The organism is Bordetella genomosp. 6 (assembly GCF_002119705.1).
GTDB classification, from domain to species: Bacteria; Pseudomonadota; Gammaproteobacteria; order Burkholderiales; family Burkholderiaceae_B; genus Bordetella; species Bordetella bronchiseptica_F.
In genome coordinates this window covers 595,539-609,744 of sequence record NZ_CP021107.1, presented here as the reverse complement: position 1 = coordinate 609,744, position 14,206 = coordinate 595,539, and the positions used below count along the sequence as shown (strand labels likewise).

The 14,206-nt window shown below is 69.8% G+C and carries 13 protein-coding genes; 4 read left to right on the top strand and 9 right to left on the bottom strand.

Annotation, left to right across the window (positions count from 1 at the left end; translation table 11 throughout):
- Positions 1-29 precede the first annotated feature (29 nt).
- The 9 genes from CAL11_RS02900 to CAL11_RS02860 all read right to left on the bottom strand — a co-directional run bounded on the left by CAL11_RS02900 (position 30) and on the right by CAL11_RS02860 (position 10,064).
- Positions 30-1,199 carry an acyl-CoA dehydrogenase family protein gene (locus CAL11_RS02900; protein ID WP_086092097.1) on the bottom strand — a complete coding sequence of 390 codons (1,170 nt, stop codon included), beginning with the start codon at positions 1,197-1,199 and terminating at the stop codon, positions 30-32.
- 3 nt (positions 1,200-1,202) lie between these two features.
- Positions 1,203-2,060, bottom strand: coding sequence for an enoyl-CoA hydratase family protein (locus tag CAL11_RS02895; RefSeq protein WP_033461566.1), 858 nt, complete (start codon positions 2,058-2,060; stop codon positions 1,203-1,205).
- Positions 2,061-2,081: 21 nt separating this feature from the next.
- A complete protein-coding gene (locus CAL11_RS02890) occupies positions 2,082-2,873 on the bottom strand; it encodes an SDR family NAD(P)-dependent oxidoreductase (RefSeq protein ID WP_086092096.1) in 792 nt (263 codons plus the stop codon).
- A complete protein-coding gene (locus CAL11_RS02885; RefSeq protein WP_086092095.1) occupies positions 2,870-5,221 on the bottom strand; it encodes a bifunctional salicylyl-CoA 5-hydroxylase/oxidoreductase in 2,352 nt (783 codons plus the stop codon). The genes CAL11_RS02890 and CAL11_RS02885 overlap by 4 nt, the downstream gene beginning before the upstream one ends.
- A gap of 204 nt (positions 5,222-5,425) precedes the next feature.
- Positions 5,426-6,130 (bottom strand): ABC transporter ATP-binding protein, encoded by a 705-nt coding sequence (locus CAL11_RS02880; protein WP_068927236.1) that lies wholly within the window; start codon positions 6,128-6,130, stop codon positions 5,426-5,428.
- On the bottom strand, positions 6,124-6,918 hold the full coding sequence (locus tag CAL11_RS02875; protein ID WP_068927239.1) for an ABC transporter ATP-binding protein: 795 nt from the start codon (positions 6,916-6,918) through the stop codon (positions 6,124-6,126). Before CAL11_RS02875 ends, CAL11_RS02880 begins: the two co-directional genes overlap by 7 nt.
- A complete protein-coding gene (locus tag CAL11_RS02870) occupies positions 6,915-7,880 on the bottom strand; it encodes a branched-chain amino acid ABC transporter permease (protein WP_086092094.1) in 966 nt (321 codons plus the stop codon). The genes CAL11_RS02875 and CAL11_RS02870 overlap by 4 nt, the downstream gene beginning before the upstream one ends.
- A gap of 3 nt (positions 7,881-7,883) precedes the next feature.
- Positions 7,884-8,804 (bottom strand): branched-chain amino acid ABC transporter permease, encoded by a 921-nt coding sequence (locus tag CAL11_RS02865; RefSeq protein ID WP_033461580.1) that lies wholly within the window; start codon positions 8,802-8,804, stop codon positions 7,884-7,886.
- Positions 8,805-8,900: 96 nt separating this feature from the next.
- Positions 8,901-10,064, bottom strand: a complete 1,164-nt coding sequence (locus tag CAL11_RS02860; protein WP_086092093.1) for an ABC transporter substrate-binding protein — start codon at positions 10,062-10,064, stop codon at positions 8,901-8,903.
- Between the two features lie 222 nt (positions 10,065-10,286).
- Here CAL11_RS02860 and CAL11_RS02855 point away from each other — a divergent pair, with 222 nt between their 5' ends.
- The 4 genes from CAL11_RS02855 to argJ all read left to right on the top strand — a co-directional run bounded on the left by CAL11_RS02855 (position 10,287) and on the right by argJ (position 14,022).
- Positions 10,287-11,180: an alpha/beta hydrolase gene (locus CAL11_RS02855; protein ID WP_086092092.1), complete on the top strand. Its 894-nt coding sequence runs from the start codon at positions 10,287-10,289 to the stop codon at positions 11,178-11,180.
- Between the two features lie 3 nt (positions 11,181-11,183).
- Positions 11,184-11,687 (top strand): MarR family winged helix-turn-helix transcriptional regulator, encoded by a 504-nt coding sequence (locus CAL11_RS02850; protein ID WP_003815019.1) that lies wholly within the window; start codon positions 11,184-11,186, stop codon positions 11,685-11,687.
- Between the two features lie 42 nt (positions 11,688-11,729).
- Positions 11,730-12,728: a hypothetical protein gene (locus tag CAL11_RS02845; RefSeq protein ID WP_086092091.1), complete on the top strand. Its 999-nt coding sequence runs from the start codon at positions 11,730-11,732 to the stop codon at positions 12,726-12,728.
- Between the two features lie 67 nt (positions 12,729-12,795).
- A complete protein-coding gene (gene argJ, locus CAL11_RS02840) occupies positions 12,796-14,022 on the top strand; it encodes a bifunctional glutamate N-acetyltransferase/amino-acid acetyltransferase ArgJ (RefSeq protein WP_033461589.1) in 1,227 nt (408 codons plus the stop codon).
- The last annotated feature ends 184 nt before the right edge of the window (positions 14,023-14,206 follow it).

The window sequence follows — 14,206 nt, the reverse complement described above, 5'->3', positions numbered from 1 at the left end:
CTGTGTCGATGGTGTGGATCTCGCCGCGCTCAGGACTTGAGCAGTTCCCGGGCGATGATCAGTTTCTGCACTTCCGTGGCGCCCTCGTAGATGCGCAATGCCCGGATTTCGCGATAGAGGCGCTCAATCGTGGCGCCCGCCACCACGCCCGCGCCGCCGAACATCTGCAAGGCTCGGTCGATGACCGCCTGGGCCGATTCGGTGGCCGTCATCTTGGCCATGGCCGCCTCCCGCGTGGTGCGCGCCTCCTGCACGTCGCGCATCCATGCGGCGCGGTAGGTCAGCAGCGCCGAGGCATCGACGGCGGTCGCCATGTCGCCCAGCGCGGCCTGCGTCAGCTGCAGGTCGGCCAGGGTCTGGCCAAACATGCGGCGCCCGCGCGCCCGCGCCAGGCCCTCGTCCAGCGCCCTGCGCGCAAAACCCAGCGCGGCGGCAGCCACCGAAGCGCGGAAGATGTCCAGCGTCATCATGGCCAGCTTGAAGCCCTGCCCCGCCTCGCCCAGCCGCCGGGACGCCGGGACGCGGCAGTCGGCAAAGCGCAGCCGGGCCAGCGGATGCGGCGCGATCAGGTCGATGCGCTCGGCGATCTCCAGCCCCGGCGTGCCGGCATCGACCACGAACGCGCTGATGCCGCGCGCGCCGGGCGCCTCGCCGGTGCGCGCGAACACGCAATAGAAATCGGCGATGCCGCCGTTGGATATCCAGGTTTTCTCGCCATTGAGCACATAGCTGTCGCCGTCGGCGCGCGCCTCGCAGGCCAGCGCCGCCACGTCGGAACCCGCGTCGGGTTCGGACAGCGCGAAAGCGGCGATCGCCTCGCCGCGCGCCACGGGCGGCAGGTAGCGCTGACGCAGCGCATCGCTGCCCATCAGCGAAATCGCGCCGCTGCCCAGCCCCTGCATGGCGAACGCGAAATCGGCCAGCCCATCGTGGCGCGCCAGCGTTTCGCGCACGATGCACACCGCGCGCGAATCGACCTTGGGCAGGCGCCCGCCCCAGCTGCCTTGCGGCCCGGCCGGCACGGCGTATTGCAGCCAGCCGGCCTGGCCGAGGCTGCGCACCAACGCGCGGCAGGCGGCGTCGGTGTCGCGATGATCGATGGCCGCCAGCGCCGGTCCGCACCAGGCCTCCAGCTCGCGCGCCAGTTCGCGGTGAAGGGGATCGAAGAAGGGCCAGTCCTGCCAGGATAGATCGGGCATGCCTCAGTCTCCCTCGAACACCGGCTTGCGCTTGGCCACGAAGGCGTCATAGGCGCGGCGGAAATCCCGCGTCTGCATGCAGATGGCCTGCGCCTCGGCCTCGGCCTCGATGGCTTCGTCCACGCCCATGTTCCATTCCTGGTGCAGCAGCTTCTTGGTCACGCCATGCGCGAAGGTCGGACCGGCGGCCAGCTGTTCGGCCAGCGCCCGCGCCGCGCCCGGCAGCTCGGCCGGATCGTGCAGCGCATTGAAAAAGCCCCATTGCAGGCCCTCGTCGGCGTTCATGGCGCGGCCGGTGTACAGCAGCTCGCTGGCGCGGCCCTGGCCGATCATGCGCGGCAGCAGCGTGCAGGCCCCCATGTCGGCGCCGGCCAGCCCCACGCGCGTGAACAGGAAGGCGGTGCGCGCCGCCGGCGTGCCCAGCCGCATGTCCGAAGCCAGCGCCATCATCGCTCCGGCGCCGGCGCACACCCCGTCCACCGCCGCCACGATAGGCTGCGGGCAGGCCCGCATGGCCTTGACCAGGTCGCCCGTCATGCGGGTGAAGTCCAGCAGCTCGGGCATGCTCATGCGCGTCAACGGCCCGATGATCTCGTGCACGTCGCCGCCCGAACAGAAGTTGCCGCCCGCGCCGGTGAGCACCACCACCTTGATGTCGGTGGCGTAGACCAGACCGCGGAACAGGTCTCGCAGCTCGGCATACGAGTCGAACGTCAGCGGGTTCTTGCGTTCCGGCCGGTTCAGCGTGATGACGGCGATCTTGCCGTCGTCGGACACCTGCCACAGGAACGTGCGCGCGGCGTAGCCGGCGTACGGACGCTTGTGGTGCTTCATGGTGTGGACTTCCTCGGATTGCGTCATTTCGTCTCCGTTTTCGGGTTCTCAGCCAGTCATGACTTCGCCGCCATCGACGGCGATGGCCTGGCCATTGATGGATGCCGAGGCGGGCAAGGTCAGCCAGGCCACGGTTTCGGCGACTTCGTCGGGGCTGACCAGGCGTCCTTGCGGATTGCGTTCGGCCAGCGTGGCGCGCGCCTGGGCCTCGCTCAGGCCGGTCTTCTCCACGATGTTGGCCACCGCGCCGCGCACGATGTCGGTTTCGGTGTAGCCCGGGCAAACGGCGTTGACCGTGACGCCCTTGCGCGCCGTCTCCAGCGCCAGCGCGCGGGTCAGGCCCACCACGCCGTGCTTGGCGGCGCAGTAGGCGCTGACGTAGGCGTAGCCGATCAGGCCCGCGGTGCTTGCGACGTTGACCACCCTGCCCCAGCCGCCATCCAGCATCCCCGGCAGGGCCGCCTGGATGCAGTGGAACGTGCCGGTCAGGTTGACCGCCAGCATGTTGTGCCACAGCGCCTCGCCGGTGCGGTCGAAGCGCTGGCTGACCGCCTGGCCGGCGTTGTTGACCAGGATCGCGACCGGCCCCAGTTCGCGCGCGGCCTGCTCGAACGCCGCGCGCACCGAAGCGGCGTCGGCCACGTCGGCGCTGACGGTCTGCACCCGGCCGGCGCGCGCCAGCTGGTCGGCGGCGGCATCCAGGGCGCCGCCGTCGCGGCCCAGCAGGGTGACGCTGGCGCCGCGCGCCAGCAGCGCGCGGGCGCAGGCCAGCCCGATGCCGCGCGCGCCGCCGGTAACCAGGGCGTGTTTGCCGGCCAGCGCCTGTGTGGATGTGCTCATTTGATGTCCAGTTGCGCCAGCATCGCGGCGCGTTCGAAATTGGTTTCGAGCTGCCGCTTGCCGGCCACGTACTGGTCGGGCCAGCGCACGTCGCGGTAGCCCACGCGGGCCGCCTCGCGCAGCGTCCAGGCGGCATCGGCCAGGTGCGGGCGCGCCAGCGCGCACAGGTCGGCGCGGCCCGAGGCGATGATGCCGTTGGCGTGGTCGGCCTCGAAGATCGCGCCCACCGCGATGGTGGCGATGCCGGCCTCGTTGCGCACCCGGTCGGCGAACGGCGTCTGGTACATGCGGCCATACACCGGCTGCTGGTCGGGGCTGACCTGCCCCGACGAGCAATCGATCATGTCCGCGCCCGCGGCCTTGAAATGGCGGGCGATTTCGACCGCGTCGTCGGCGGTGATGCCGCCCTCGACCCAGTCGTGCGCCGAAATCCGCACCGACATGGGCAGGTCGGCCGGCCAAGCCTCGCGCACGGCGCGGAACACTTCGAGCGGATAGCGCAGGCGATTTTCCAGGCTGCCGCCATACTCGTCGCCGCGCTGGTTGGTCAGCGGCGAAATGAAGGACGACAGCAGGTAGCCGTGGGCGCAATGCAGTTCCAGCCAATCGAAACCGGCCTGGGCGGCGCGCCGGGCGGCGGCGGCGAAGTCGTCGCGCACGCGGTCCATGTCGGCGCGCGTCATGGCGCGCGGCGTCTGCGACACGCCGGGCAGGTACGGCAGCGCCGAGGCCGACAGCAGCGGCCAGTTGCCCTCGGGCAGTGGATGATCGATCTGCTGCCAGCCCAGCTGGGTCGAGCCCTTGCGGCCGGCATGGCCGAGCTGGATGCCGATGCGCGCGGCGCTGTTGCCGTGCACGAAATCGACGATGCGGCCGAACGCATCGGCCTGCTCGTCATTCCACAGACCCGGGCAGCCCGGGGTAATGCGCGCGTCGGGCGAGGTGCAGGTCATCTCGACCATCACCAGCCCGGCGCCGCCCAGGGCGCGCGCGCCCAGGTGCACCAGGTGGAATTCGCCGGGCACCCCGTCGACGCAGGAGTACATGGCCATGGGCGAGACCACGATGCGGTTGGCCAGCCGCACGCCGCGCGCCTGGAACGGCGTGAGCATGGGCAGCGGCGCCTGCGCGCCCGGCGCGGGCCCGGCCCCCGCCCGCTCGGCGATCCAGGCCTCGTATCCCTGCAGCCAGGCGGCATCGCGCAGCCGCAGGTTCTCGTGCGAGATGCGCTGCGAGCGGGTCAGCAGCGAATAGGCGAATTGCTCGGGCTCCAGATTGGCGTAGCGCTGCACGTTCTCGAACCATTCCGTCGAGTTGCGCGCCGCATTCTGGATTTTCAGCACTTCCACGCTGCGCACGTCTTCGTAGTGCTGCAGCGCGTCGCGCAGGTCGCCGCGCCGGCCGTCCAGGCAGCGCGCCAGCTCGATGGCGTCCTCCAGCGCCAGCTTGGTGCCCGAGCCGATCGAAAAGTGCGCCGTGTGGGCCGCGTCGCCCATCAGCACCACCGGCACGTCGCGTTCGCCGCGCGGCGTCTGCAGGCGGTTCCAGCGCACCCAGTGCGGGCAGATCACGCGCGGGAAGCGGATCCAGATGGCCGAGCCGCGCATGTGCCTGGCGTTGCTGATCAGGCGGTGGCCGTCCAGCCACGGCGCGAACAGCCGCTCGCAATAGGCGATGCCGTCTTCCTGGCTCATGCCCTCGATGCCGGCGGATTGCCAGGTTTCCTCGGGGGTTTCGACGATGAACGTGGACAGTCCGTCCTCGAAGCGGTAGGCATGGGCCTGGAACCAGCCGTGCTCATTCTGCACGAAGGCGAACGTGAAGGCGTCGAACACCTTGGTCGTGCCCAGCCAGACGAAGCGGCAACGGCGCTGGTCGATGTCGGGCTTGAAGGTGTCGGCGTAGCGGGTGCGCACCACGCTGTTGATGCCGTCGGCGGCGATGACCAGGTCGGCGTCGTAGTCGCGCGCCAGCGCCTGGTCGTCCTGCACGAAGGTCTCGAAAACCAGCTTGACGCCGACCTCCTCGCAGCGGGCCTGCAGGATGTTGAGCAAGCGCTTGCGGCCGATGCCGATGAAACCGTGGCCGCTGGTGCGGATGCTGCGATCCTTGTAGTGGATCTCGATGTCGTCCCAATGGTTGAACGCATCGCCGATGGTCTTGGCCGATACCGGGTCGGCCTGGCGCAGGTTGTCCATGGTGGCGTCGGAGAACACCACGCCCCAGCCGAAGGTGTCGTAAGGGCGGTTGCGCTCGATGACGGTCACTTCGTTGGCCGGATCCTGCAACTTCATCAGCAGGCCGAAATACAGGCCGGCGGGGCCACCGCCCAGGCAGACTATCTTCATCGCGTTACACGCTCCGTGGCAGGCGCCGCCCCGTCCCGCGCGGACGCGCCTGATATGTTCAACCCTTGATAGTTTAGGCTTGAAATATATACCCATGGGGCGGGCTTCGCAAGACGGGTTTCCCGCAGGGACGGGCCGTCCCCAAAAGCACTGCGCCGGGCAGGCCGGCGCAGGAAGGAAAACGGTCGGGCAACGCGGCCGCGCCTACACTCCCAGATAGCGTTCCCACAGGCCGCGATCGGCGTCCAGCGCGGCGGAATCGCCCTTCCAGACCACCTTGCCGCGCTCCAGGATGACATGGTGGTCGGCCAGGCTGAGCAGGCGTTCGACATATTTGTCGATGACCAGGATGGTCTGGCCGGCTTCGCGCAGCCGCGCCAGGCAGGCCCAGATTTCCTCGCGGATCCTGGGGGCCAGCCCCTCGGTCGCCTCGTCCAGGATCAGCAGCCGCGGGTTGGTCACCAGCGCGCGGCCGATGGCCAGCATCTGCTGCTCGCCGCCGGAGAGCTGGTTGCCCATGTTGCCGGCGCGCTCGCCCAGGCGCGGGAACAGCTCGAACACGCGCTGCGGCGTCCAGGGCTGGCCGATGGACGGATTGCGCGCCGCCACGAAGGCCGTCAGGTGCTCGCGCACCGTCAGGTTGGGAAAACACTGGCGCCCCTCCGGCACGATGGCCAGGCCGGCGCGCGCGATGCGGTCCGGGCTCCAGCCGCCGATCTCCTGGCCGGCGAACCGCACCGAGCCGGCGCGCAACGGCAGCTGCCCGAACAAGGTTCGCAACAGCGTGGTCTTGCCCATGCCGTTGCGGCCCAGCAGCGTCACCACCTGGCCGGCGCCGATCTCCAGGTCCACGCCGAACAGCACCTGGCTGGCGCCATACCCGCTTTGCGCGGCGTTCACTTTCAGCATCGGGCGCCCTCCAGCGCGGCGGTCTGCTCCTCGTCGCCGAGGTAGGCCTGGCGCACCTCCGGATTGGCGCGGATCTGCTCGGGCGTGCCGGTGGCGATCACCCGGCCGTACACCAGCACCGAGATGCGGTCGGCCAGCCGGAACACGGCCTGCATGTCGTGCTCGACCAGCAGCATGGCGGCCCGGCCGCGCAGCGTTTCGATCAGCTCGGTCAGGCGCAGGGTTTCGTCCGGCCCCATGCCCGCCATGGGCTCGTCCAGCAGCAGCACGCTGGGGCGGGCCGCCAGCGCCAGGGCGAACTCGACCTTGCGCTGTTCGCCGTGCGGCAGCGTGCCGGCCGGACGATGCAGCATGCCGGTGTCGATGGCGCACTGGCGCGCCAGTTCGTGGGCGGCATCGTAGAGTTCGCGCTCGGCCGCGCGCGGGCGCCAGAATCGGAAACTGCTGCCGGCGTGCGCCTGCACGGCCAGCAGCAGGTTGTCCAGCACGCTGAACGACTTGAAGATATTGGTGATCTGGTAGGAGCGCGACAATCCGGCGGCCACGCGCTGGTGCGCATTGAGCGCGGTGATGTCGCGCTCGCCCACTTTCAGGCTGCCGGCATCGGCCGGCAGCGTGCCCGACAGCAGGTGGATCAGCGTGGACTTGCCCGCGCCATTGGGGCCGATCAGGGCGTGGATCTCGCCCGGCGCCAGGGTGAGCGAAACGCAGTCGGTGGCCACCAGCGCGCCAAAGCGCCGCACCAGTCCGTCGGCCCGCAGCGCGGGGGAAGCAGCAGGCGCGTTCATGTTCCGGCCCTCGTCGAATCGGCGCCGGCGCGGCCGGCGAACCAGGGGCCCACCAGGCCCACCAGCCCGCGCGGCGCGCCCAGCACCACGCACAGCAGCAGCACGCCCAGCGGCAGGTGCCAGTACTCGGTCCATTGGCGCAACACTTCTTCCAGCACCAGCATGACCACGGCGCCGGCCACCCCGCCGTAACGCAGGCCGATGCCGCCGACCAGCACCATGATCAGCAGGTTGGCCGATTGCGTCCAGTGCATGAGACTGGGCGAGATGAACAGGTTGTGGTTGGCCAGCAGGGCGCCGGCCAGCCCGGCCACGGCGCCGCTGATGACGAACGCCGTCAGCTTGAGCCGGTACACCGGGTAGCCCAGCGCCTCCATGCGCGACTCGTTCTCGCGTATGCCCTGCAAGGCGGCGCCGAAGCGCGAACCGACCACGCGGCCGAATACCGCCATGAGCACGGCGAACAGGACCAGCACCAGGTAATAGAAAGTCAGGTCATTGGCCAGGTCCAGCCCGGGCAGCGTGGAATGGCCCGACAGGTTCAGGCCGTCCTCGCCGCCGTACTGGCGCAGCGAGATGAACACGTAATACACCATCTGGGCGAAGGCCAGGGTGATCATGATGAAGTACACGCCGCGCGTGCGCAGCGAGATCGCGCCGGTGACCCAGGCCAGCGCGCCGGCCAGCGCGATCGCCGCCGGCCAGGCCAGCAGCGCCGAGGTGATGCCGGCCGCCCCCAGGATGCCGACGGCGTAGGCGCCGGCGCCGAAGAAGGCCGCATGCCCCAGCGCCACCATGCCGCCGTAGCCCAGGATCAGGTTGAGGCTGGTGGCCGCCAGCGCGTAGATCAGTATGCGCCGCACGAACGAGATATAGAAATCCAGGCCCAGCGCCGGCGCAACCAGGGGAAACAGCGCCAGCGCGGCCAGCAGGGCCAGCGTCCACAGAGTCGATCTATGCATGGTTCACCCGCGCGCCGGAAACAGGCCGGCCGGCCGGAACACCAGCACTCCCGCCATCAGGACATAAATCGCGATGGCCGCCAGCGTCGGCCCGACGCTGGAAGCCACGGCGGGCGGAAACACCTGGCGCAGCAGCATGGGCAGGAAGGCCCGGCCGGCGGTGTCGACCATGCCGACCAGCAGCGCGCCCACGAAGGCCCCGCGAATCGAGCCGATGCCGCCGATGACGATGCACACCAGCACCAGGATCAGGATCTCCTCGCCCATGCCGATCTGCACCGCGGTCACCGGCCCCAGCAGCGCGCCGGCGACCGCGGCCAGCATCGCGCCCAGCACGAACACGCCCAGGAACAGCAGCGGCACGCGCACGCCCATCAGGGTCGCCATCTGGCGGTTGGAGGCGCCGGCGCGCACCAGCACCCCGGCGCGCGTACGCGTCACGAACCAGTACAGGCCGGCGGCGGCCGCCAGCCCGAACACGATGATCATCAGCCGGTAGGCCGGGTACAGCAGGTCGGGCAGCAGGCGCACCGGACCGGACAGGGCGGCCGGCATGTTGAGCATGACGGGCGCCGGCCCCCAGATCATCTTGACCAGGTCATTGGCGATCAGGATGATGGCGTAGGTGCCCAGCACCTGGGCCAGGTGGTCGCGCACCGCCAGCTTGCGGATCAGCGTGAGTTCGAGCACCACGCCCACCAGGCCGGTGGCCAGCGCGGCCACCAGCACCGCCGCCGTAAAGGACCCCGTGCGCTGCATGGTTTCGGCCGCGACATAGGCGCCGGCCATGTACAGCGAGCCGTGCGCCAGGTTCATGATGTCCATGATGCCGAACACCAGGGTCAGGCCGGCGGCAATCAGAAACAGCATCAACCCGAACTGCAGACCGTTCAGCAACTGCTCGACGATCAACGTAAACGTCATGAAACACTACCCCCGCGTCGCTCACGCCCGGACGGGCCGCCCGCGAGCCTGTTTGGCCGGCGGCGGCCGCCCGCGCGGCCGCCGCCCCGGCCTGTCCTAGAGTTTGCAGTCGCCGACGTAGACGTCCTGGTACTTGTCGAACACCTTGCCGGTCAGCTTGTTGGTGATGCGGCCGCTGCCGTCCTTCTCGACCACGCGCGCGTAATAGGCCTGGATCGGGTAGTGGTTCTTGCCGTAGGTGAAGCTGCCGCGCACCGACGGATAGTCGGCCTTCTCGAGCGCCTTGACGATGGCGTCGCGGTCGGAGGCCTTGCCGCCGGCCTGCTTGACCGCCGCGTCGATCGACATGATCACGTCATACGCCTGGGCGGCGTACACCGACGGATAGCGGCCGTTGTATTCCTTGCGGAAGGCCTCGACGAATTTCTTGTTCTGCGGAACGTCCAGGTCATGCGCCCACTGCGCCGTGTTGACCATGCCCAGCATCGGTTCGCCCACGGCCTGGATCACGTCCTCGTCGGCCGAGAAGCCCGGCCCCACCAGCGCGGTGCCCTGCGCCAGGCCGGTCGAGACGAATTGCTTGACGAAATTGATGCCCATGCCGCCCGGCAGGAAGATGTAGACCGCATCGGGCTTGGCGGCGCGGATCTGCGCCAGCTCGGCCGCGTAGTCGATCTGGCCCAGCTTGGTGTAGAGCTCCTCGGCCACGGCGGTCTTGTAGCCGCGCTTGAAGCCGGTCAGGGCGTCCTTGCCGGCCGGATAGTCCGGGGCCATGATGAACACCTTCTTGTAGCCGCGGTCGGCGGCCACCTTGCCGGCGGCCTCGTGGAAGGCGTCGTTCTGGTACGAGTTGCCGAACCAGAACTTGTTGCACTGCGCGCCCGCGTACTGGCTGGGGCCGGGGTTGTTCGACAGATAGGGAATCTTGGCGGCGAACAGCGCGGGCCCCACGGCCAGCGCCACGTTCGAGCCGATCGGGCCGGTGAAGAAATCGACCTTTTCGCGCTGGATGTAGCGCGTCACCAGCTGGCGCGCCTGGTCCGGGTTGCCGCCCATGTCGGTCTGCAGGAATTCGGCCTGCTGGCCGCCCAGCTTGCCGCCCAGTTCCTTGATGGCCAGGTTGAATCCATCGCGCGCCTCGGCGCCCAGCGCCGCGAACGGTCCGGAAATATCGTTGGCGATGCCGACCTTGATCGGATCGGCGTTGGCCAGGCCGGGCGCGAGCGCCAGGGCAGCCAGCAGGGAAGGGATGAGACGCATGGTGGAAGCTCCTTGCGCTTGGCGCGCGGCAGGTGTGTTCTTATGAGACGTTCGATTCGGATGCTTCAGTGCGCAGCCCGCCGCCGGCGCGACGCACGGACCCACAGCCCCGCGCGCCCGAGGCCGCCGCGAGAATTTGCGGCAAGGAACTGGCGTGCGTCATAGTTTAGGTTTAAAGTATTCCGCAAAACAAGTCTAGGGTTTTTCCCAATAAACCACGCCATGGCCGCCATTATCTACCGTCATTACGATCGCGCTGCGCTCGATGTGCAATACAACGCACGCGCGACAGTACCCGACATCCAGCCGATTCTCAAGCGCTATGCCGAGGCCAGCCAGCAGGCGCGCGACGCGCTGCCCTGCACGCTGGACGTCCCCTATGGCGACCATCCCGACGAACTGCTCGACATCTTCCCCGCCGACGGCGTGCGCGCCGCCCCGGTGCTGGTCTACATCCATGGCGGCTACTGGCGCGCGCTCAACAAGAGCGATTCGTGCAATATGGCGCCGGCCTTCACCCGCGCCGGCGCGCTGGTGGTGGCGGTCAACTACTCGCTGGCGCCGGCCGTCACCCTGGACCGCATCGTCGACCAGAACCGCCGCGCGCTGGCCTGGATACACCGCCATATCGCCGAGTACGGCGGCGACCCGGCCCGCATCACGATCTGCGGCAGTTCGGCCGGCGGGCACCTGGTGGGCGCGCTGCTGGCCGGCGGCTGGCACGGGCAATACGGCGCGCCCGAGGACATCGTGCACAGCGCCGCCCCGCTGTCGGGGCTGTTCGACCTGCGCCCGCTGGTGCACACCCATATCAACGAATGGATGCGCATGAGCCCGGCCGACGCCGAGCGCAACAGCCCCGCCCTGCACATGCCGCGGCGCGGCTGCCCCATCGTGGTCAGCTACGGCGAAACCGAGACCGACGAATTCAAGCGCCAGAGCGACGACTTCCTGCGCGACTGGCAGGCGCTCGGCTACCCGGGCCGCTATATCCCCATGCCCGGCACCAACCATTACGACATCGTGCTGACCCTGAACGAGCCCGCCAGCGCGCTGACGCAGGCGATCTTCGCGCTGATGGGCCTTGCGCCCCCGCCCACCCCCTCTATCCGCTGAGCCATGATCGACACTCCCGACCTGGAAACGCGCGCCGCGCCCGAGGACCATCACGCGCTGCGCCTGTGGCTGCGCATGCTGACCTGCTGCAACCTGATCGAATCGGAGATCCGCAGCCGGCTGCGCACCGAGTTCGACACCACGCTGCCGCGCTTCGACCTGATGGCGCAGCTGCAGCGCGCGCCCAAGGGCATGAAGATGGGCGAACTGTCGCGCCACATGATGGTCACCAACGGCAACATCACCGGCATCACCGACCAGCTCGAAAAGGAAGGACTGGTGGTGCGCACCAAGGTGGAAAGCGACCGGCGCAGTTCGGTGCTGAAATTGACGCCGCAGGGCAAGCGCACCTTCGCCCGCATGGCGCGCGCGCACGAAAGCTGGGTCACCGGCATGCTCGACGACCTGCCCGAGGCCAGCCGCCACGCCATGTACAAGGCGCTGGGCGAACTGAAACTGCAGGTGGTGGCCCATCGCGCGCTGGCCCAGCGCGACGGCGCCTCGTGACAGGCCGGCCACGCCGGCGCCGGCCCGGCGCATAATTCGACCATGATTCCCCTGTCCGTTCCTGGCGGCAATTTCTACCTGGCAATGGCGCTGTCGCTGTTCTGCCTGAGCACCCTGCTGACCTGGGCGGTCACGCTGGCCGCCAACCGCGGGGCGCGCCGCTGGCTGGCGGCGCACCGCCGCCTGGGCCCGGCGCTGATGGTGCTGCTGGCGCTGGCCGGCGCCGTCTTCCCCTACCAGCATTTCAGCCAATGGCGCCAGGCGCAGCGCGAGGCGCGCGAACTGGCCGCCCGGCGCGCCGTGCTGGAGGCCGCCCGCCGCGTCGATGGCATCGACATGCCGGCCGGCACCGAGCTGCGGCTGGCCGAACCGGGCCGGCTGGACAGCTTCCAGGACGCGGACTTCCCGGTCCCGGCGCGCGTGGCCGGGCTGCGCGTCACGCGCCTGGTTCGCCACGGCGCCGCCCCGGACGGCAGGCAAGGCTGGTCGGTCACGCTCGACGGCAACCAGCGCATCGATGGCTGGCTGTGCTCGCGCGGCCACCAGGTCGAATTGGCCGTGCGCGATGGCACGCCCGCCTTCGCCGGCTGCCACCTGGCCGCCGGCAACGAGGTCGGCGGCGCGGCCGTGCCGCCCGGCGCCTGGGTGGCGGCACGCCCGTCCGGCCCGTGGCTGCTGCGCACCGAAGGCAGCGACCCGCTGGACGTCGGCCAGTTGCCGCTGCTCAAAGTGGACATGACGCTCGACGCCCGGCTCCAGGTGGCCAGCTTCGAAGGGCTGCTGGCGCGCGAGCTGACCCTGGGCGAGATGACCTACCCCACCGGCACCCGGGTGGCCAGCGCGCCGGCCGGCCTGGCGCGGGCGCAGCCCGGCGACCTGCTGTTCAGCCCCTCGCGCGGGCGGGCCGCCCGGCGCGCGGCGGGCGCCGAAATCGTGGCCGGCAAGTCGGTGCTGCAGGCGCCCGACGGCACGGTGCGCGCGGTGCTGGCCAACCGCGACGCGGGCGTGCTGGATTTCGCCGCCGTGCGCATGGCTCCCTAGCAGTAGTGGGATAATAGCCAGCTTCAGACGCCGCCCAAGGCGCCACCCTGCCCTATGAGACGAAGTCATGGCCGTTAATCTGCAGATTCCCTCCGAATCCGAAATCCTTCCCGTCGCCGGTGTCGAGATCGGCGTGGCCGAAGCCGGCATCCGCAAGGCCGGCCGGCGCGACCTCACGGTGTTCCGCCTGGCGCCGGGCAGCACGGTGGCCGGCGTGTTCACGCGCAACCGCTTCCGCGCCGCGCCGGTGCAGGTCTGCGAAGCGCACCTGGCCCAGGGCGGCCCGATCCGCGCCCTGGTCATCAACACCGGCAACGCCAACGCCGGCACCGGCGCGCCCGGCCTGAAGAAGGCCCAGGACACCTGCGCGGCGCTGGGCAAGCTGCTGGACGTGCCCGCCGAACAGATCCTGCCGTTTTCCACCGGCGTGATCCTCGAACCGCTGCCGATGGACCGCCTGACCGCCGGCCTGCCGGCCGCGGTGGCAAGCCTGCGGGCCGACGGCTGGTACGACGCGGCCCACGGCATCATGACCACCGATACGCTGCCGAAGATCCATTCGCGCCGCGTGGACATCGGCGGCAAGACCGTCACCATCACCGGCATCAGCAAGGGCGCCGGCATGATCCGGCCCAACATGGCCACCATGCTGGGCTTTCTGGCCACCGACGCCGGCATCGCCCAGCCGCTGCTGCGCAAGCTGGCCATCGAGCTGGCCGACGTGTCGTTCAACCGCATCACGGTCGACGGCGACACCTCCACCAACGACTCGTTCATCCTGATCGCCACCGGCCAGGCCGGCGTGACGGTCGACAGCGCCGGCGACGCGGACTATGCGGCCCTGCGCGATGCGCTGGCCGCCGCCGCCACCGACCTGGCGCAGAAGATCGTGCGCGACGCCGAGGGCGCCACCAAGTTCATGACCATCCGCGTCGAGGAAGCCGGCAGTACCGAAGAGGCCCTCAAGGTGGCCTACGCGGTCGCGCACTCGCCGCTGGTCAAGACCGCCTTCTTCGCCTCCGACCCCAACCTGGGCCGTATCCTGGCGGCGATCGGCTATGCCGGCATCGACGACCTGGACGTCTCGCGGCTGCGCCTGTGGCTGGGCGACGTGCTGGTGGCCGTCGACGGCGGCCGCAACCCCGACTACCAGGAGGCCGACGGCCAGCGCGTCATGAAGCAGGCCGAAATCGTGGTGCGCATCGCGCTGGGCCGCGGCCAGGTGGCCGACACGGTATATACCTGCGACTTCTCGCACGAGTATGTCAGCATCAACGCCGATTACCGTTCCTGAACCGGAACACCCCGGCGCGCATGGCCGCGGCGCACGCCGCCCGGCCGCCGCGCGCCCGCAAGCCCCGTCTGCAGCGCGCGGCACCATCCCCGCCCGCGCGCCTGCCGGCCCACCGCGCCCTATCCCGCGGCGCGGTGCCGGCGTCATCGAGCAACCGTAAACGCGGCGTCCCGCCGGGCGCCGC